This window comes from Sphingomonas bacterium (genome assembly GCF_028289855.1).
GTDB lineage: Bacteria > Pseudomonadota > Alphaproteobacteria > Sphingomonadales > Sphingomonadaceae > Sphingomonas.
In genome coordinates, this window is the sequence record NZ_JAQGKZ010000105.1 from 50864 (window position 1) to 69546 (window position 18683).

15 protein-coding genes are annotated in these 18683 nt (G+C 65.6%); 3 read left to right on the forward strand and 12 right to left on the reverse strand.

Going from position 1 to position 18683, the window contains the following annotated elements; translation table 11 throughout:
• The first annotated feature begins 116 nt into the window (after nt 1–116).
• Complete coding sequence (locus JWM94_RS12530; protein WP_299427377.1) at nt 117–398, forward strand: UvrB/UvrC motif-containing protein; 282 nt, start codon at nt 117–119, stop codon at nt 396–398.
• Here JWM94_RS12530 and JWM94_RS12535 read toward each other — a convergent pair.
• Together JWM94_RS12535 and JWM94_RS12540 are read right to left on the reverse strand one after the other, a co-directional pair.
• Nucleotides 395–1555: an alpha-hydroxy-acid oxidizing protein gene (locus JWM94_RS12535; RefSeq protein WP_299427381.1), complete on the reverse strand. Its 1161-nt coding sequence runs from the start codon at nt 1553–1555 to the stop codon at nt 395–397. The two genes, JWM94_RS12530 and JWM94_RS12535, sit on opposite strands and share 4 nt — an antisense overlap.
• Before the next feature lie 73 nt (nt 1556–1628).
• On the reverse strand, nt 1629–2303 hold the full coding sequence (locus tag JWM94_RS12540) for a DUF6445 family protein (RefSeq protein ID WP_299427384.1): 675 nt from the start codon (nt 2301–2303) through the stop codon (nt 1629–1631).
• A 566-nt stretch (nt 2304–2869) separates the two neighbouring features.
• Between JWM94_RS12540 and JWM94_RS12545 the strand changes: the two genes are divergently transcribed.
• A complete protein-coding gene (locus JWM94_RS12545; protein WP_299427387.1) occupies nt 2870–4156 on the forward strand; it encodes an ATP-grasp domain-containing protein in 1287 nt (428 codons plus the stop codon).
• Entirely contained in the window at nt 4156–6867 is a 2712-nt protein-coding gene (locus JWM94_RS12550; protein WP_299427390.1) for a hypothetical protein, read from the forward strand. The genes JWM94_RS12545 and JWM94_RS12550 overlap by 1 nt, the downstream gene beginning before the upstream one ends.
• 33 nt (nt 6868–6900) lie before the next feature.
• Here JWM94_RS12550 and JWM94_RS12555 read toward each other — a convergent pair whose 3' ends face one another.
• The 10 genes from JWM94_RS12555 to JWM94_RS12600 all read right to left on the reverse strand — a co-directional run bounded on the left by JWM94_RS12555 (nt 6901) and on the right by JWM94_RS12600 (nt 18681).
• Nucleotides 6901–7461 (reverse strand): helix-turn-helix transcriptional regulator, encoded by a 561-nt coding sequence (locus JWM94_RS12555; RefSeq protein WP_299427393.1) that lies wholly within the window; start codon nt 7459–7461, stop codon nt 6901–6903.
• Between the two features lie 114 nt (nt 7462–7575).
• Complete coding sequence (locus JWM94_RS12560; RefSeq protein WP_299427396.1) at nt 7576–8475, reverse strand: PstS family phosphate ABC transporter substrate-binding protein; 900 nt, start codon at nt 8473–8475, stop codon at nt 7576–7578.
• Nucleotides 8472–9554, reverse strand: a complete 1083-nt coding sequence (locus JWM94_RS12565; RefSeq protein WP_299427399.1) for a substrate-binding domain-containing protein — start codon at nt 9552–9554, stop codon at nt 8472–8474. The genes JWM94_RS12560 and JWM94_RS12565 overlap by 4 nt, the downstream gene beginning before the upstream one ends.
• The gene (locus tag JWM94_RS12570) at nt 9551–10525 is read right to left on the reverse strand and encodes a substrate-binding domain-containing protein (protein WP_299427402.1); all 975 of its coding nucleotides are present in this window, start codon (nt 10523–10525) and stop codon (nt 9551–9553) included. The genes JWM94_RS12565 and JWM94_RS12570 overlap by 4 nt, the downstream gene beginning before the upstream one ends.
• The gene (locus JWM94_RS12575) at nt 10522–11625 is read right to left on the reverse strand and encodes a substrate-binding domain-containing protein (protein ID WP_299427405.1); all 1104 of its coding nucleotides are present in this window, start codon (nt 11623–11625) and stop codon (nt 10522–10524) included. Before JWM94_RS12575 ends, JWM94_RS12570 begins: the two co-directional genes overlap by 4 nt.
• Nucleotides 11622–12713 (reverse strand): PepSY domain-containing protein, encoded by a 1092-nt coding sequence (locus tag JWM94_RS12580; RefSeq protein ID WP_299427408.1) that lies wholly within the window; start codon nt 12711–12713, stop codon nt 11622–11624. Before JWM94_RS12580 ends, JWM94_RS12575 begins: the two co-directional genes overlap by 4 nt.
• 19 nt (nt 12714–12732) lie before the next feature.
• Nucleotides 12733–13887 carry a substrate-binding domain-containing protein gene (locus tag JWM94_RS12585; RefSeq protein ID WP_299427411.1) on the reverse strand — a complete coding sequence of 385 codons (1155 nt, stop codon included), beginning with the start codon at nt 13885–13887 and terminating at the stop codon, nt 12733–12735.
• A complete protein-coding gene (locus JWM94_RS12590; RefSeq protein WP_299427413.1) occupies nt 13884–15104 on the reverse strand; it encodes a substrate-binding domain-containing protein in 1221 nt (406 codons plus the stop codon). The genes JWM94_RS12585 and JWM94_RS12590 overlap by 4 nt, the downstream gene beginning before the upstream one ends.
• Nucleotides 15101–16327: a substrate-binding domain-containing protein gene (locus tag JWM94_RS12595; RefSeq protein WP_299427416.1), complete on the reverse strand. Its 1227-nt coding sequence runs from the start codon at nt 16325–16327 to the stop codon at nt 15101–15103. The genes JWM94_RS12590 and JWM94_RS12595 overlap by 4 nt, the downstream gene beginning before the upstream one ends.
• Nucleotides 16324–18681: a substrate-binding domain-containing protein gene (locus tag JWM94_RS12600; protein ID WP_299427418.1), complete on the reverse strand. Its 2358-nt coding sequence runs from the start codon at nt 18679–18681 to the stop codon at nt 16324–16326. The genes JWM94_RS12595 and JWM94_RS12600 overlap by 4 nt, the downstream gene beginning before the upstream one ends.
• Nucleotides 18682–18683: the final 2 nt, after the last annotated feature.

The following is an 18683-nucleotide window of genomic DNA, read 5'->3' on the forward strand; positions in this document are numbered from 1 at the left end:
CGATTGAAAGCATAGCATTTCGGCTGGTGTGTAGGAAAATGGTTCCATTCATCTCGTTGATCAACGTCGCTTCTTGCGGGAGTTGAGCGAACAAGTTCCTCGCGCGTTGTCCCACCATGACCAGCGACATCGAAACCGTCCGCCTCCGTATGGAAGCCGCCGCGCAAGCGCTCGATTTCGAGCAAGCCAAACGCCTGCGCGACCAGCTCAATCTGATCCGCGGCGGCGCGAGTTTGGCCGAAGCCGAAGCGAGCGACACGTCCGACCTGACGCGTCAGCAGCCGGGTAAGATGGGTCTGGGCACCAGCCAGCAGCGAATGACGCCACCCGAAGGTTGGAAGCCGCCGCCCAAGCCCGATTCGATGACCACAGGGAATGGCGGCAAACGCCGCCGCTAAACCCGCTGCGCCCCCGCGGCGCGCACCGCGTCAAGCGTCGGCATCCCGTTGACCGCCATCATCAGGTCCGCCTCGGCCAGAATGCACTTGAGCACGTGCGCCGCGCCTGCCGCGCCATCGAGCGCCAATCCATAAGCGAACGGCCGCCCCACCCCGACCGCCTGCGCGCCAAGCGCCAGCGCCTTGATGACGTCGCTGCCCGACCGGATGCCACTGTCGAACCACACCGGCGTGCTACCCGCCCCCTTCACCACGCCGGGGAGCATGTCGATCGCGGCGATGCCGCCATTGGCCTGGCGCCCGCCATGGTTCGAGCAGAACAGCACGTCGGCACCATGATCGACTGCTTTCCGCGCGTCGTCCGGATGGCAGATGCCCTTGAGCACGATCGGCAACTCGGTGACCGACTTGAGCCACGCCATGTCGTCCCAGGTCAGCGGTCGGGCGAATTGCGACGCCCATAGCATCGTGGCTTCGGCGGGCGCCGTCGCCGGGTCCTTGCCGAACATCTTTTTGAACACCGGATCGGCGAAATAATTGGCCAAAACGTGCCCGCGGAGCTGCGGGAAATTGCCGGCGTTGAGGTCGCGCGGGCGCCAGCCGGTGACCCAAGTGTCGAGCGTGACCACCAGCGCACGATACCCCGCCGCTTCGGCGCGGCGGATCAGGCTTTCGGCGAGATCCTTGTCGCGCGGGGTGTAGAGCTGGAAGAAGCCGGGCACGTCGCCGAGGTGCTTCGCGACGTCCTCCATCGTGTCGTTGCCGAGCGTCGAGACGGTCATCGGCACGCCGCTCATCGCCGATGCCTGCGCCGCCGCGACGTCACCGTGCTGGTCGGGGGTGCAGATGCCGGTGACGCCGATCGGGCTCATGAAGATCGGGCTGTGATAGGTGTGGCCGAACAAAGTGGTCGACAGATCGCGACTTGTCGTGCCGACCATCATCCGCGGGATCATGCCCCAGTGGCGGAACGCGGCGGCATTCTGGTCCTGCGTCCATTCGTCGCCGCAGCCGCCCTGGACGTAATTGAGCACGTGCGGCGGCATCGCGGCGGTCGCGCGCTGGACGAGCGTCGCGTAATCGACCGGGAGCTTGGGGAGCACGCCGCGCAAGCCCGCGCCGTAGATCTCGTTCTGATAGTCGCCGAAATGCCCCATTGCTCTCTCCGTCGATGCGTTGGGCGGATTATGGCCGATCGAACCGACCGTGTCTCGCGCCAACGCGCCGCGGTCAGTCGCGCCGGAGGCGGACGAAGATGTTGGTGGTCAGCCGCCCGGCACGCGGATCGGAATCGAGAATCGCGTCCGGCGGAATGATCCCCGAATGGAGCAGCGCGCCGGGATAGATGGCGAGCCGGTCGCGTCGCCCCTCGATCCGCCCGATCTCCTCGTAATGCGCGTTCGACCCCTGAACATAGCCGGCCATCGTCGCCGCCGCGCGCTTCGCGTGATCGACGAACGTGCCTTGGTTACGGGCATCGACGCGCTCGATCCCGGTGGCGCGCTGGCGGAAGAATGCCGTGCCCGGCGTGTCGGTCAGGTAGTGCATCACCGCGAGATGATCGGGGTCGGTCGAATCGAAATGCGGCGCGCGCTGGGCAGGGTCGAGCGAGCCGGGCGGCGTCGTGACGATCGAGAAGCTCGCCTCGATCAGGTCGAACCCATCGGCGTCGAACGCACCGCCGATGAACGGCGCGGAGATTTCCAGCAGGTGCTCGACATAGGCATTCGCGCGGGCGTCGGGCGCGATCGGCTGGCGGAGCCCGGGATAGTAATTGCCCGCGCTCGGCGGAAACGGCGCCATCGCCGCGGCCAGCGCGACCGCCGCGCCGGGGGCGCCCGTGACGTCATCGATGACGACGACCGGGATTTGCGCGTCGCCGATGTGGCGCAGTTCGGGTGTCATCGCCTCTCCGGGGGAATTTGGAGCGACGTTATGCGGGAGTAACTCGCCGCGGCAAAGCCGCGTCGTCAGTCGTCGCTGCGCGACGCTGGCCGCGCTGGCGCGAGGTCTATTTAGCTACGCTAAATTGTCCCGCGCTGCGCGGTGGCGGTGGAGGCAGTCATCGCCGAACCCGTCTCTCGCGGCCGATCTCTCATTGGTGTGCTTTGGTACCGCGGGTTCGCAAGCGACTGGCCGAGGTGGAGGCAGTCACCGCCGAACCCGTCTCTGGCGGCTGATCTCTCGTTGGTGCGTTTGGTACCATCCTCCCCCGGGGACGGGTCAAAAACGCGATGCGCAGCAGGTGTTGCCCCGACTGTGCGAAGTGGAGATGTCGATGAGACTACATTGGTGGTGTGAGAGTCGCGGGTTCATATCCCACCGTCCCGCCCAAAGATAAGCATTCTCCGGCTCAGCGTAGTCAACAAACAGTCAGCCGCAGTATTTCCCCTCGGCCCAGAGTGTCCGTCCGATGTCGGATTGTCTCAAAAGGTCCATTGCGCAGAGACTGACCCCGAAGTGGGGCGCTTATGCTGGTTACGGGAATGCTACACGGATCGCGGCTGCTGCGGCATGTCGGCTTTCCCACGCCCGAGATACTCGGGCCCGACGCTAGCGAAGCGGCAATCCAAGCGCTGATCGCGAAGCACAAGTTCGTTTTCGTCAAGCCGGTGTTCAAGGGCGGCGTAGGCAAGAAGGGTAAGGCCGGATTGATCGGCAGGGCGACCAGTCTGCGCGAAGCGCTAGCGGAGAAGGAAAGACTCTATTTCGCCGAGCATCGCCACGGCAATGCGGTCGCCAAGGCCAACGGCGTTACCTTCGAAGCCGGCGTGCCGGCCGAACACGAAGTGTATTTCTCGATCACTGATTCGACCGAATATCGCGCCCCGACCATGACGCTGACGCATCGCGGTGGCGTCGATATTGAGGAACTCGACCCGTCGGAGATCGCGCATGTACCATTCGACGCGCTGACCGGGCTCAAGGCTTTCGTCGTCGCCAATGCGTTGACCGATATCGGCGCGCCGCGCAACATCATCTCGCCGCTCGTCCAGCAACTGCCCAAGCTGTGGGACCTGGTTCACCATTACGGCATGACCACATTGGAGCTCAATCCGATCCGGATGCGGCCCGACCGCAGCGGACGGCTGACCCCAGTGGCGTGCGATTTCAAATGCGGCTTCGACCGCGACGATCACCGCGTCGCGCGGTTCGACCTGCCGGCCGATTTGTTCACCGCCGACACGTCGGACTTCGAACGCGAGGTCAACGAGTTGCGCACGCACCAGGGCCAGTCCGATGTGTTCGTGATTAACGACCGCGGAACGATCCTCGCGCCGACCTTCGGCGGTGGCGCGAATTCGCTGGTGACGGAATTGCTCGGCGACGCCGCGATCATCTCGTCGGACTTCGGCGGCAACCCGCCCTATGAGAAAATGAAGTCGGTGGCGCGAATTTGCTACCGCCACTGGCTGAAACAATCGAACGTGCTGTTCATCGTCGGCGGCAAATCGAACAACACCGATATCTACGAGACCTTCCGTGCGATGGGCGATGCGTTGCGCGAGCATTTCAGCGCACATGGCCCATCGCCGCTTTACGTCGTGGTCGGACGCGGTGGCCCCAAACTGGTGCGCGGCATGGGCGCGCTAGCGGAGGCGTGCGACGGGCTTGGGATCCCGTACCGCCAGTTCGGCTTTGACAGCGCGATGTCCGAAGTGGTGCTCTACGCGCGCAACGTCGATGCGTGGATGAAGGCCGGCGGACGAGCGGAGATCGCCGCGCGCATGGGCCTCAACAAAGCGGAGGCGGCGTAATGCGCGAGCGGCTGGCCGGCCTGCCCTATCATCTCGGCGTCCCCTCGCTCGGCGATGTCGCGACGCGCGCCGATCGGGTGTGCGTGCTCAACATCATGGGCGGAGAATCGAGCCAGGTGACCCCGGTTTGCCACGCCTTTTCGGGGGGCAACATCGCGTTCGGCACCTCACCCGGTCGAAAGGGGCAATCCCTGAAAACCGCGATCGGCGACATTCCTGTCTTCAACAATGTTCGCGAAGGACTCGACGCCGGTCACGCCTTCAACACCGGTGTCGTCTACCTTCCTCCGAGCGGCGTACGCGACGGCGTGACCGAATTGGTAAGGGTCAATCCCGCGCTCGAAAAGATCGTGATCATCACCGAAAAGGTATCGGTCCACGACGCGCGCGAGGTCCGGGCGATCGCGCAGGCCGCCGGCGTCGACATCTTCGGCGGCAATTGCCTGGGCATGGCCGACAGCTGGAACCGCGTGCGGATCGGCGGTGCGCTGGGCGGCGACCATCCCGACGAGGTCCTGCTGAAAGGCTCGATCGCGATCTTCTCCAATTCGGGCGGTTTCACCACGACGATCGCGCAATATCTGGCGACAGAAGGCTGGGGCACGACTACGCTGATCTCTTCGGGCAAGGACGTCTATATCCACTATTCAGCGCGCGACTTCGCGATCGGGTTCAAGGCCGACGATCGCTCGCAGGCGGCGGTGCTCTATGTCGAGCCGGGCGGCTATTACGAACACGGCGTCGATTTCGGCAAACCGGTGGTTGCGTGCGTGGTCGGACGGTGGAAGTCGCGACTGACGCGGGCGGTGGGACATGCCGGCGCGCTGGCCGGGTCGGGTGACAATGCCGAGGCCAAGGAACGCTGGTTCATGGACGCGTTCGGCGTCGATGCGCCGTTCACGATCGATAACCCGATATGTTCGGCCAAGGGTGCGCTCGTCACCAACATTGCCGATATTCCCGTCGCGCTGTCCGCGGTGATGCGGCTGAACGGCATCGGGCCCGATTTCACTCCGCGCGGCGACTTGTCGCTAAAGCCCTGGCTTGCGAACGATCAGGGGCTGGCGCTGCCGTCGCATCTCGCGCTCCCCACGGTACGCGCGATCGAACCCTACGATACCCAGATCGCGGCGCTCGGCCGCCAGATCGGCAAGGTCATTCCGCGGCAGACGATGAAGGACAAATCGGGCGCGAGCGTGATGGACGCGAAGACGCAGGTGACCAGCGTCCATCGCCATTCGGTACTCGATCTCGCACTGCAGCCGCTCGAAGCGAACTTCGCGCTGCCGCTGGTTCACGATATCGCCAACGCCGACGACCGCGCGATGCTCGATGTCGCGGTGGCGGCCGAAATGAACCTGGTCGGCGATCCCGCACTGATGGCGGCGGATGCCGCGCGTGCTGCGGGGAATTCGCCCAACACGATCATGGCCGCCGCTGCTGCCATCGTCGGACCCAAGCGAGTCGAGCGCGCGCTCGCTTGCAGCAAGGCATTGATCGATCTGTTTGCACGGTCGGGCCTCGGCGATGCGCGCGACGAAGCGTTCGATCTGTCGACCATCCACATCGACGATGCGAATCGCGCCTTGTTTCTCGCCACACCCGATGAAGCCGCGGATCCGCGCCCCGAGGCGATGCTCGCAGCGGTGCGCGCGCGCGGCGGACGATCGGTCTTCCTGCGCTTCCTCGATCAGCTCGACGGCCGTCCTTCGCGAGATGCGGTGCTCGCGGCGATCGCCACGACGATCGCCTGGGTGCCGTTGATGCAAAAGCGCATCTCGCGGCTCACCGCGGAGACGCTACCCTGGTATCTGCGGCTTTACGGCGTGATGATCGGCGCATCGATCCCCGGCGAGCACCATCAGCCGGGCATGCTCCACGGCGTGTCGCGCGAAGAGCGGTTCAACAACTGGACGATGGCCGATTTCCTGTTCCTCGCTATTACCGGACGGCGCCCCGAAGGCGACATGGCGCGGCCGTTGCAGATCCTGGTCGGGTTGTTGATCTCCAATGGCCCCGGCGCGATCAGCGCGCAGGGCGCCAAGGGCGCCGTCGCCGCCGACGGCCCGCAATCGCCCGAGCGAGTCCAGATCAACAAGGCGATGATCGGGTTTCTCAGCCATTCCGGCTACAGCCATGGTGGCAACGGGTATGAAGGGATCGCTTTCCTGCTCGATACCTTCCGGGATGTCGGGCTGACCGATCCCGCCGACCCGAACCATGGACTCGACCTGCGCGCGATGGCGACGGCGTTCGCAACGCGCTATGCCGCCAAGCGCCGCGACGCCAAGGAGGGCGGCACCGCCGAGCCCCGTGCGCTACCCGGGATCAATCATCCGGTGTTTCGCGGCGAAGCCGTCAACCACGATCCGCGCGAGCGCTTCCTGGCCGGACTGATGGCGGAGCGCGGCGAGTATAACGTGTTCCACGCTTATTATCGCGAGCTCGTTCAGGCGCTGCACGACGTCGGCGCGACGCGGAACGTCTTCTGCGTCAATATCGACGCGGTGATCGCGGCACTACTGCTCGGCCTGCTTTGGCGCGATCACAGCGAGGGGCGGCTGGCCGATTCCGCACTCGAGACCGCCGCGTTCAACATCTTCCTCTACGGCCGGATGATCGGTGCGGCAGCGGAGATCGACGATCACCTTAACCGCGGGCGTAACATGGATACACGCACGCCGGCGGATCAATGCGGGTTCGTAGTGTGACTGTCCCTTTCAGCGCAATTTCAGCACTTTACCCTAAATGAAACGTTCGAGCACGCGGCCGGCGAGGTCGGACCGGCCGTCCAACCCGGCCTTGCGGTAAACCGCCTGCGCCTGCTGGCGCACCGTACGCTCGCTCGTGCCGCGCAATTCCGCAATCTCGCGCAACGGGAGGCCGCGCAGCATGAACCAGGCGATATCGCTTTCCGCGATCGACAGTTTCCATTCGTCGAAATCGTCGTCGATGCCGTCCTTGACCAGCTTGCCGGTCGATGCCGCGGACTGACGGAGTTCGTCGGCGAGTTCGCTGCACCGGCGCTCGAGTTCCAGCGCAGCACGACGACGGCGGCGCAATTGCCAGAACAGCGATCCGGCAACCGCTGCGAGCGCCACGATCATCACTGCCGAGACGATCGAGACCTGCCCGACCAAATTTTCGCGGTCGAGCGCGGTCTTCATGGCCTTGGCGGTGGAGTTCCAGCCTCCCCCCGCGAGGGCCGGCTCCACCAGCGTCAAGACAGCGAACACCGTCAGGCAGCACGCCAGCAGGTTTTTCAGATGGTACCGGACGATGCCGGCGATGCGATGGTCGCGCACCTAGACCCTGCTCCTTTTCCTCGGGGCGGGCTCTTCCGGCCATTTACCCGCGATCCGGAACTAGCGGATCTTGCTTTCACTACGCTGTCGCCTCATCGGCGGCGCTCTAGGCCATCAAAGCGCCCGATAGGGGCCGCGAGCGACGATCGCCCGCGCCCGGTCACTTCGAACAAACGCCAGCCAAGCTCCCACCGCGGCGCGTTGCCTGTCGCTGGCGTACGCGATCACTCGCCGATCGAGCGGGTAAGCGGCATCGCCGGGCACGCTACGCCTGCCGGCATCGACGATCGCGACGATCCGGGTTCCGGCGAGCGGCCTTGCGTCGCCGACACCCAGCGCCGCTGGATCGGCTGCGACGGCATCCGCGATGGCCGCGCCGAACCGATCGACATGACTTGGCGGCAAAAGGGGTTCAGTCACTTCGCGCGCGCGCGACCAATCCAACTGAGTCGCATCGGCGAGCAGCGCCTTGCGCATGTACTGCCCCGTGCCGCTCTCCATGTCGGGTACGACCAGCCTGATCGTGCGCGACGCGAGCGGCCCGGCGACGCCGACCGATCCCCAGCTCGGCGGCGCGCCGCCGATCCGGAATGCCGCTGTGAGCTGCGCCAGCGAAATCTCTCGTAACGGATTGCTCGCATTTACACGAACCGCCAGCGCGGGCGAGCTTCCAGGTGTCGCGATACTGCCGAGCATGACCGGGATCGCGACGGGAGGGCGGCGGAACACCCATTCATACGCCTTGATCTCCGGATCGCTGGCGTCGCGCCCGATCACGGCGATGTCGGCACGGCCGGTCGACAATCGCGCCATCGCGACGTCGCTGCCCACGGCATCGATCCGTATCACCGCCCCCGGATGGTCGATGCGATACGCTGCGGCCATCGCGTTCAACGTCGGCGCCAGTTGCGCTGTCGTGGCGATTTCGACGATCGCGCCGTCGCGCTCCGGCGGGGCGATTTGTGCCGCGGCGGGCGCGGCCAGGGCCAGCAGGACGAGGCGCCAGATCTTCATTTCAGCTTGTCCAGTTCGCGCAGCAAGGTCGCCCGGTCGAGCGGAAGATATCCGCTGTCCTGAACCAGCGCGGTCTGCCCTTCGCGGCTGAGGATATACCGCAGAAACTCGCGCTCGACCGGTGGCATCGGCTTGCCCGGCGCGCGATCGACGAACGCGGGGATGATGCGGCCGAGCGGATAGCGCCGATCGATCAACGTCTCGTCGCTCGCTGTGACGAAGCCGCGCTTGGCGTCCCAGGCGATGGGTAGTGCCTTCACCTCGGAATTGGCGAAAACGACGCTGGAAATGGCGATGCCGTAGGGGTCTTTTGCCAGTGCCTCGAGAATGAGCTGGCCGTGTTGGACGACGGTCCCGTCGGGTCGAGTCACCGGCATAAATTCGCGCGCGGCGGGGTTCCAGCGGTGGCTGCCGCACAGCACGCGCTCGCGGAAGAACAGTGCGAAATCGACATCGGTCTTCCACGCATAGGGCGTGATCGGTCGCCGCGCCCAATCCCCGGTCAGCCCCAGTTCACTCCAAGTGCGGATGTTGCGAGCGGTGCAGCGATGCTCCGCGCCGAACACCGCCTCGAGCTGGCGGATCGTCAATTTGGCCAGCGGGTTGGCTTTGTTGACGAAAATCATGTGCGCATAGTCGAAATAATTGGTCGCGACGCTGCCGTTGGCGATCTCGATCTTGGTCGGCGGATAGCCGTGCGCGCGTATAAACATGCGCTCCGCCGCAGGGCTGATCTCCTCTCCGAGAATTGCGAGCGTGCCCGCGCCGTCGGTCAGCGCGCCGATCGCCGATGCGGTGCCGTACATCCGATAGTCGAGCACGACGCCGGGCTGGCCACGCTGGAATTCTGAAAACCAGCGCCGCACGAGGTCGCCGACGAAGTCGTGCTTGGGACTGCCATGCCCCCAGATGCGGATCGTGCCGGTGACCTTGGGGCCGGCGACATACGGCGGCAACGTGGCCAGCGTTCGCGTCGCGATCAGCGAAGGCGGTGGCCCTTCCGCGAGCGGCGCGGCCTTCGGCGGGCTGGCCATTGCGCCAATCGACAACAAGGCGCCGAGCAGGATCAATCGTTTCATCGGTCACCGTCCACGATGCGGCGTTGGTCGGCGGCGATGGCCGATGTCAGCGGCAGGTAGCCGCGATCCTGCGCGAGCAGGCCCTGCCCCTCGTCCGACAGAACAAAGCGGAGGAAGTCCGCAACGCGCCGGTCGAGCGTGGTGCCCGGCTTGCGCGCGAAGAACGCGTAGGCGCGGCGCGCGAGCGGATAGCGGCGCGCAACGATCGTGTCCGTGGAGGGCAGGATCGCCGGATCGGCACCATCCTTCAGCGGCACGACGCGCAGTCCATCGACCGCCTGGCCCGGATTGGCGATCGCCAGCGCATAGCGGTCGCCTCGCGCCGCGGCACCCGCACGATCGGCAGCGTAGTCGATCGTGCCGTCGAGCCGCCGCGCGTCGCCATATTCGGTGATCCGGTCCCAGCACATCCGGCGGCTGCCCCTGGCGATCCGGTCCTGCAGCCACGCGCCGGTGCGGCTGGCGAAGTCATACGCATCGACACGGATCGGCTTGGCGGCCCATTCGCCGGTCAGGCCGAGCTGGCCCCATGTGCGGATCGGTTTTGTCGCGCCGGCGCAATCGATGATCGCCGCGAGTTGTTGTAATGACAATTGTCTGAGCGGGTTCGCCGCATCGACCAGCACGGCGATCGCATCAGACTTGCCCGGCACCGACACGCTGCCGTTGGCGATCTCAATCCGCGTCGCGTCATATTCCATCGGCCGCGAGAAACCGTTGTCGTCGACCGCATCGTTGGCGCGTCCCATGAAGGCCAGATCGGCGACCCCGCCGGTCAGTCCATGGATCGCGCTGTCGGAACCCTTCATCGCGAATTCGAACCGCGCATCGGGGTGAAGACGGCGATAGGCCTCGGCCCAGCGCTCGGCGATCCCGAGCATCGCCGGATTGCCCCAGATGCGGATCGGCTTGTCCTGTGCGGCGCACGGCCACGCCAGCATCAGCGCGGCGAGGGCTAGCAGGACCCTCATGCGATGATCCGCCGTTGTTGTTCGGCCATCGCGGGCGACAGTGGCAGATAACGCCCGTCGCGATTGACCGCCTGCTGCCCTTCCCGGCTGAGAATGTAGCGCAGGAACTCGCGCACTTTCGGGTCGATGCGCCCGTCGGGCGGTCGGTCGATCACCGCGGGCAGCGTACGCGCGAGCGGATAGCTCTGGTCGATCAGCGTCGTATCGCTCGCCGCGACGAACGGCCCCGCCGACATCACCGCCAACGGCAGCGCCTTCACCATCGGCCCGGCATAGCGGATATTCGATACCGCGATTCCCACCGGATCCTTGGCCAGCGCATCGAGGATTTGCTGCCCGTGGTCGTAGATGCGCCCGTCGGGATAAATGATGTGCGCATATTCGCGCAGCGCCGAGTTCCAGCGATGGCTGCCCATGAGCACGGCATTTCGCAGGTAGAAGCCGAAACTGTCGTCGATCGCCCAGCTGTACGGCACGATCGCGCGCTTCGCCCACCCGCCCGTCAGCCCTAGCTCGCCCCACGACCGCACGTTGCGCGTGCCGCGGCGATGTTCGGTGCCCAGGATCGCGTCGAGATCGGTCAGCGACAGGCGCGTGATCGGGTTGTCGCGGTGGACGAACACCATCTGCGCATAGTCGAAATTGCGCACGTCCATGCATCCGGTCATCAACTGGATGCCGGTCGGGGCATAGCCCTTGACCCGCTCGAACGCCTTGGCCGCATCGGGCAGGATTTCCTCGCCAAGGATCGCGATATCGCCGAGCCCATTGTACAGCGCCGGAATTCCCGACGAGGTACCGTAGAGATCATATTCGAGCGACGCGCCGGGATGAAAGCGCGTGAAGTCCGCCCCCCATTGGTCGGTCAGATAGTGCATCCACGGCAGCTTACGGTTGCCGTGACCCCATAGCCGGATCGCGCCCGATACCGATTGCTCGGGCACGTAGCGCGGCATCGCCGCCGCGGCGCGTGCCGCCGGGCTGCCCGGAACGGCTGGACGTGGATCGATCTTCTGGTCGGCGGGCGTTAGGCGCTGGGCATAAGCGGGCCAGGCGAGCAACGCCGCGGTTCCACCGATGAAGGCGCGCCGCGCGATCATGCGATTGCCCGCCCGGCACGCACACGCCGCTTGCGAAACCAGGTAATCGCTCCGGTGACGGCAAGGGTAGGCAGCGCGAGTCCCGCCAGCATCACGAGCAGTCGCCCGACCACGCCGCCGACATCGCCAGTGTGCACCGAATAGATCGCGTCGGTCAGCCGGTTGGCGAGCGGCCCGCTGCGCGAATCATAGGCATCGACGATCGCGCCGTTCGCCGGATCGATCGCCAGTGTCGAAGTTCCTGCCCAGCGGCGACTGTCATCGGGCTGCAGCAGCCGAAAGAAATAGACCGGCGACTTGGCCGACGGCAGCGCGATGCGCACCAGCGTCGATCCGGGGAAACGCGTGCGCGCAACCGTATAGGCCTGTTCGGCCGACAGGCGGATTGCCGGCGGGCGGTCCTGCGATTTGGCTTTGTAAGCTGGACGATACCCCGCAGTCGATGCGAGCACGGCGCGCAATTGCGGCGCGAAGGCGAGATAGATGCCGGCGCTGACCATCACGAGCAGCGCGGGCACCGCGACGATGCCGACCAGCCGGTGCCAGCCCATCAGGCGCGCGCGCTCGGCGGGCAGCCGCGTCATGCGCGCCGCTGCGCGCCATTTCGCAAACCAGCCGGCGTTCCACAAACCGATCAACAGCGACGCGAACAGGAACGACCCCGACGTGCCGACGATCAACAACCCCGAATCGCCGAGCAGCAGCGATTCGTGCAGCCGCAACAGCCAGCCCCAGGCCGCGCCGCCCGCCGGCAGCATTCCCCCGGGGTCACGGCGGTCGAGCACCGCGCCATTGCGGCCGTCGATCACCAAGGTTTGTTCGCCCTGCGCGCCTTGGTAGTAAGCGAGCAGCAGCATGGGATTGGGGCCGAAGCTTTCCAGCTTGGTCACCTTCGCGCCCGCCGCCGCGCTCGACCGGGCAATGAGCTTATCGAGCGGCACCAGGCGCGCGCCGCCCGGACGCGCCAATGCCGCATCCTGCAGGTCGCGGTTGAACACGAGGGTTGCGCCGCTGAGCCCTTGCAACGCCCAAAAGATGCCGAGCGCGATACCGAGCCACGTATGGACGCGGAGGAGTTGACGCTTCACGATCAGCCCCCGGTCATGTTCATTTGTCGCTGTCGATCTTGCGGCGCTCGGCCGCAATCAATGCCGCGGTCAGCGGCAGCATCGTCGTATCACGATTGACCTCTTCCTGCGCCTCGCGGCTCAGGATGAAGCGCAGGAACTCGCGCACCCCGGGCGGCAGCTTCCCGTCCGCGCCGCGATTGGCGTAGAACCACATATTGTCGGTGAGCGGATAGCTATGGTCGCGCACCGCATCGATGCTCGCCGCGATGGTCCGACCGTCGGCCAGCCGGATCGGCATCGCGCGCGTGTTCGGGTCGATCCCGCGCAATGGCGCGAAATAGGCGATCGCCGCGCGGTTGCGGCCCAGCGCCTCGGCCATTTGCTGGTCGACGCTCACCAGCTTGCCGTCGCCGGTCGCGCTGATCGTGAATTGCCGCAAATGCTCGTTCCACTGCCCGCTGCCCTTGAGCACGTCGGTCGAGAAGCGCGGCGCGAACAGATATTGCAGATTGTAGCCATAGGGATCGATCGGCATCGCCGCCCAATCGCCCGTCAGCCCGAGCTGCCCCCAAGTGCGGATGTTCTTGCCGGGCCCGCGGGCGACGCTCGGGTCCCAACTGGTGCCGTGCCATCCACCGCTGCGCTCGGCGCCGAAAACGCCGTCGAGCTGGGCGAGCGTCACGCTAGCGAGCGGGTTGTCCTTGTGCACCGCGATCACGAACGGCGGGTCGACCGACCATCCGGTCATCCCGGCTATCTCGAGCGGGTCGCGGTTGAAACGGCGCTGGAACGACAGCAGGTCCACCCATGTCATGCGCCGCGCGATCGCGACGTCGCCCTGCCCCGTCAGCAGCCCGGCGAACGCGCCGCTCGGCGAGATGCCGGTATAGACGAACCGCGCCTTAGGATGGAATTTGCGGAACGCCGCCTCGAGCCGCTGCTGGAAGCCGGGATTGCCCCACAGGTCCGATGCCCAAATCCTGATCGCGCCGCTGACCTTCGCCTCCGGCCGATACGCCGGCAGGTCGCGGAGATCGAACTGGCCGGGCTTGTAGAAATGCTTCGCCTGCTGCTCGGCGACAAAGGCGGCACGCGCCTTTTGCACCTTGAGCGCGTCGCGAACGACGGGCGCGTCCTGCGCTGCGGCGGGCACGATCGCTAGCAACGCCAATACGAGCGCGGCGATCCTCATCCGCCGCTGTCCCCGCTCGACGCCGAGCCTACCGCCTCGATCTCCTTCAATTGCGCCCTCGCCATCGCCGGAGTCATCGGCAGATACTTGCCGTCGGCCATCACCGCGGCCTGCCCCTGACGGCTGACCACAAAGCGCAGATATTCGGCGACCAGCGGATTGATCTTTCCGCCCGGTTTGCGGTTAGTGTAGAAATAGACTTCGCGCGCCAGCGGATAGCTGCGGTTCTGCACGCTCTCCAGCGTGGGCATGACATAGGGCCCGGCGGCGACGCGGGCGAGCGGCACGGTCTTCGCCCCAAGCTTCGAGGCGTAGAGCATCGACGTGTAGGTAATCGCGTATTTGTCCTTGACGAGGTCGTCCATCATCTGGTCGCCCGCCACCCACAATTTGCCGAAATCGCCCGCGCCGCCGCCGGTGCGGACCTTGTTCGAATATTCGACCAGCGCCTCGTTCCACTTATACCCGCCGCCCATCACCTTCTCGGCGAAGTCGCGCGGGAAATGGTAATTGAGGTTGTAGCCGAGCACGTGGATCGGCTTGTCCGCCCATTCGCCGGTCAGGCCCAATTGCCCCCAGGTACGGATGTTCTTGTCGGCCCCGCGCGCCGCTTTGGCGTTCCAGCTGTTGCGGTCCCACCCGCCGTCACGCTGCGCGCCGAAGATGCCGTCAAGCTGCTCGATCGACAGTTTCGACAGCGGGTTGTCCTTGTTGACGAAAGGGACCAGCGCGAAGGTCCAGCCCGACACGTCGAACGAACCCGTCGCCATCACCACCTCGACCGGCAACGTGCCGAAGATGCGCTGGTACGACTGGAGCTCGTCCCAGGTCGGGCGGCGTCCCATCGGCGCGAGATCGGCCTGATGCATGTAGAGCGCGCCCATCGCGATGAACGTGCTCGACAAATTGTTCTCGAACCGGATGCCGGGCTGATATTTGCGGAACGCGTCCTCGAACCGCTTTTCGAGGCTCGAATCGGCGAGGTAGTTCGACCCCGCCTGACGGATCACCCCCGTCAGCTGTTTCGACGGCTTGTAATCGGGCAGGCCCGACAGATCGAACTCCTTGGTATAGGCGCGACGCAGGCCCTTGGTCTTGAGCGCGTCGGCGCGCGCCTTTTGCAGATCGAGCGAATTCTGCGACCCGTCCTTCGGCCCGTCCTGCGCCAGCGCCGCGGTGCCGATCAGCAGAAGCGGAATGAGGAGCGCGCGAATCATTTGCTGGCGGGCACGATCTTGGCGAGCTGCGCCTTCGCGATATCCGGGGTGAGCGGCAGGTACCGTCCCTCGCGCTGGATTTCCTGCTGACCTTCCTGGCTCAACACGAAGCGCAGGAATTCCTCCGCCTTGGGGTCGATCGGATGGCCCGGGCCATTGATCGCGTAGAAATAGATTTCGTTGGTCAGCGGGTACGACCGGTCACGCACGCTCTCGAGCGAGCGCGTCACATAGGCCCCACCGTTCTTGCCCTGCACCGCCAGTTCGCGCAGCTCGGGGCCAAGACCGTTCGGCGCGATGACGCACAGCGACAGCGGATCGGCGGCGACGGCGGCGCGCACCTGGTTGGTCCACTGCGCGATCTTCTGGTCGGGCGTCGCGTAATTGGCATAGGCGCGATACCCCTCGACCCATTGGTCGCTGCCTGACAGCACCTTGTCGGAGAACACGCTCATGATATTGGCATGCGCCGACTGACCGCAGGGATGGATCGGCTTGTTCGCCCATTCGCCGGTCAGGCCGAGCTGACCCCAGGTGCGAATATTCTCCTCGGGCCCGCGCTTGAACGGGTAATCGGTGCGCCAGACGCTATGATCGTAGCCGCCGTTGCGCGCGGTGCCGAACACCCCGTCGAGCTGCTTCATGCTGATCTGCTTGAGCGGATTGTCCTTGTTGACGACGATCACATAAGCGGGCGACCAGCCGTAGACGTCGTACGACCCGGTCGCGACCTCCACCTCGGTCTGGGTGAATTTATAGACCTGCTGGAAGGTGAGATAATCCATCAGCGTCGCCGGGCGGCCCACTCCCAGGTCGGCGACCTTGGCGGCGAGCGCCGGGATAGCGATGCCCGCGGTCGGCAAATTGTATTCGATCGTGATGCCGGGCTGGAACTTCTTGAACGCGTCGGCCCAATATTGGCCGATCGGTCCATCCTTCAGGTAGTTGCTGCCCCAGATGCGCAGCGTGCCGGTGAGTTGCTGCTTGGGCTTATAATGCGGCAGCGCGCTCAAGTCCCATTTCTTGGTATAGCCGCCCTCCTGCGCATGCGCCTTGCGGAAGCCGGTGACGTCGAGCGTCCAGATCGAGCGGTTGGCGTTGGTCTGCGGAGTCGGAGCGGGCGTCGTCGGTGCCGGCGCTGCGGTCTTGGCGGGCGGCTGATCCTGAGCGAGCGCCGGGGTGGCGGCAGCGAGCGCAGCGGCGGCGAGGAACCGGACCTTCATTTGTTTTTCTCCACTTTCGGGGCGACGACTTGCGGGATCACCGCATCGAGCTTGGCGCGTTCCGTGGCGGCAACCGCGGCGGTCAGCGGCAGCCACTTTCCGTCGCGCTGGATGATATCCTGCCCCTCGCGGCTCAGCACGAAGCGCAGGAATTCCTTGAGCTTGGGATCCATCGGCTCGCCCGGCTGCTGGTCGGCATAGGCGAACAGTTCGAGGAACAGCGGATACGAGCGGTCGCGCACGGTCTCGAGCGTGGGCAGCACGTACGGCCCGCCAGCCTGCGCCGCGATCGGCACCAGCCGCGTCGCCGGCGTCGCGAAACCCGCCGATGCGAAGGTGATGCCGCAGCGATCGCGGCCGACCAACGCGGCGCGATCCGCGCTCGGCATGCTGCGGCTGCCGTCGGGCTTGAGCATCAGCGGCACTTCGCGCGCGCCGTCGTTCCACATGTTGCCGCCGACCAGCACCTTGCGCTCGAACACCGACATGACGTTATACTTGAGCGGCGGCACGAAGACGTCGATCGCGTTGCCGGGGCAGAGGCTGGCCAACCCCAATTGCTCCCAACGCCGGATGTTCTCGTCGGCTCCGCGCCCGGCCTGGCGCCGCCACGTCGTCGACACCCAGCCGCCGCGCCGCGGTCCGCCGAAAATGTCGTCGAGCTGGCGGATGGTCAGCCCCTTGATGGGATTCTCGCGGTTGACCAGGATGCCGAACGCCGGGCTCCAGCCGGGCACGTCGAACGACCCCGTGGCAATCTGGATCTCGCGCGGGCTGCGATTGTGCTTGAGCTGGAAGTCGAGAAACTCGCCGGCGAAATAGCTACTCCAGCGGCGCCCCATCGACAGATCGACCTCCGCATTGTTGAGGTCGCCGTCCTTGAGCGCGAAGCCGATGCCCGGCTGGTATTTCGCGAACGCGGCGATCAGCGCCTTGCCGATCGTGCTTTCCATTAGCTGACCGCTGGCTGGCATGCGGATCGTGCCGTCTAGTTGCGCGCCGGGCGTATAAGCAGGGAGCGCCGACAGGTCGAAGCGCCTGGCATAATAGGGTCGCGTCGCGACGATCCTGCCCGTCTCGTCGGGCGACTCGCTTTCCCATTTCTTGGGCGCGAGCTGGCTCAACTGCAGCCCGAGTTCGCGCGGATCGACGCGCTCCCCGGCCTGGTCGAGCTTGGCGATCATCGCACGGGCGCGAGCGGCGGGGATCGGGATCCACTTGCCGTCACGCTGGATCGCGTCCTGCCCCTCACGGCTGAGCATGAAGGTCAGAAATTCCTTGACCAGCGGCGCCAGCTTCTGCCCCGGCGCGAGCCGTGCTTCGGCCCATTCCTCGATGAACAGCGGGTAGGATCGATCGCGCAGCGATGTCAGCGAAATCGGCACGAACGGCCCTTTCGCGGTCGCGCCCAGCGGCACCGCTCGTACTGCCGGAATCGCCGACCCCATGTCCGAAAAGACGATGCCGTACGGATCGGCCGCCATGTCCTTCACCATCTCGACCGAGGAGGTGTAGCGAGTCCCGTCGGGGTTCATTTCGTGCGAATATTCGCGCGTATTCTCGTTCCAGACGTCGCCGCCGGCGAACACTTTTCGCTCGAAGCCGAGCTGGATGTTGTACTTCAGCGGCCGTCCATAAATGTGGATCGGCTTGTTCGCCCACGCGCCCTTCAGGCCCAGCTGGCCCCAGGTGCGGATGTTCTTTTCGGGCCCGCGCGCCGCCGCCGGATTCCACCGCGTCCCGTTCCACCCGCCGGTTCGCGCACCGGCGAAGATGCCGTCGAGCTGCGCCAGCGTCAGGTGCGCGATCGGGTTGTCCTTGTTGACGAAGATGACGAAGCCCGGGCTCCAGCCCGGCACGTCGTACGACCCCGTCGCCCAGTCGATCTCGAACAGGCGCTCGCGTGTGGTCTGTTCATATTCCGACACGGAGCGGAGCCGGTCGGAGATGCGCGGGCCAGTCTCGATATCGACCGCGCTCGACGCGATCGTGCCATGTTGCGAGATGACGACCTTGGCGCCGGGCTGGAAACGCTCGAAATCCTTGATCCATTGCGCGGCGATCAGCCCGTCATGGAGATACAGGCCCGATATCCGGATCGTCCCCGACACTTGCACCTTCGGCTGGTAAGCTGGCAGATCGGCGAGCGGCGACAAATCGGTGTAAAAGCGTTTGTGCGCACGCGCATCGGTGCGCGCGGCATGCTCGCCGCGGATGACGATGTTTTCGAGCATCCCGTCGCCCAGCCGCGCCAGGATCTGGTCGTAGGTTTCCTTGGTCGGCTGCTTGTCGTCCTGCGCGACGGCGGCGCCGGCGCACAGGACGAGAAGGGCAGTCAGGATCACTCGCTTCATCG

What these genes read in the sequence shown, in the direction of transcription:
- JWM94_RS12570 (WP_299427402.1), bottom strand. Translation starts at nt 10,525, where the DNA reads ATGAGGGTCCTGCTAGCCCTCGCCGCGCTGATGCTGGCGTGGCCGTGC.
- JWM94_RS12595 (WP_299427416.1), bottom strand. Translation starts at nt 16,327, where the DNA reads ATGAAGGTCCGGTTCCTCGCCGCCGCTGCGCTCGCTGCCGCCACCCCG.
- JWM94_RS12550 (WP_299427390.1), top strand. Translation starts at nt 4,156, where the DNA reads ATGCGCGAGCGGCTGGCCGGCCTGCCCTATCATCTCGGCGTCCCCTCG.
- JWM94_RS12535 (WP_299427381.1), bottom strand. Translation starts at nt 1,555, where the DNA reads ATGGGGCATTTCGGCGACTATCAGAACGAGATCTACGGCGCGGGCTTG.
- JWM94_RS12565 (WP_299427399.1), bottom strand. Translation starts at nt 9,554, where the DNA reads ATGAAACGATTGATCCTGCTCGGCGCCTTGTTGTCGATTGGCGCAATG.
- JWM94_RS12540 (WP_299427384.1), bottom strand. Translation starts at nt 2,303, where the DNA reads ATGACACCCGAACTGCGCCACATCGGCGACGCGCAAATCCCGGTCGTC.
- JWM94_RS12590 (WP_299427413.1), bottom strand. Translation starts at nt 15,104, where the DNA reads ATGATTCGCGCGCTCCTCATTCCGCTTCTGCTGATCGGCACCGCGGCG.
- JWM94_RS12530 (WP_299427377.1), top strand. Translation starts at nt 117, where the DNA reads ATGACCAGCGACATCGAAACCGTCCGCCTCCGTATGGAAGCCGCCGCG.
- JWM94_RS12600 (WP_299427418.1), bottom strand. Translation starts at nt 18,681, where the DNA reads ATGAAGCGAGTGATCCTGACTGCCCTTCTCGTCCTGTGCGCCGGCGCC.
- JWM94_RS12560 (WP_299427396.1), bottom strand. Translation starts at nt 8,475, where the DNA reads ATGAAGATCTGGCGCCTCGTCCTGCTGGCCCTGGCCGCGCCCGCCGCG.
- JWM94_RS12545 (WP_299427387.1), top strand. Translation starts at nt 2,870, where the DNA reads ATGCTGGTTACGGGAATGCTACACGGATCGCGGCTGCTGCGGCATGTC.
- JWM94_RS12575 (WP_299427405.1), bottom strand. Translation starts at nt 11,625, where the DNA reads ATGATCGCGCGGCGCGCCTTCATCGGTGGAACCGCGGCGTTGCTCGCC.
- JWM94_RS12585 (WP_299427411.1), bottom strand. Translation starts at nt 13,887, where the DNA reads ATGAGGATCGCCGCGCTCGTATTGGCGTTGCTAGCGATCGTGCCCGCC.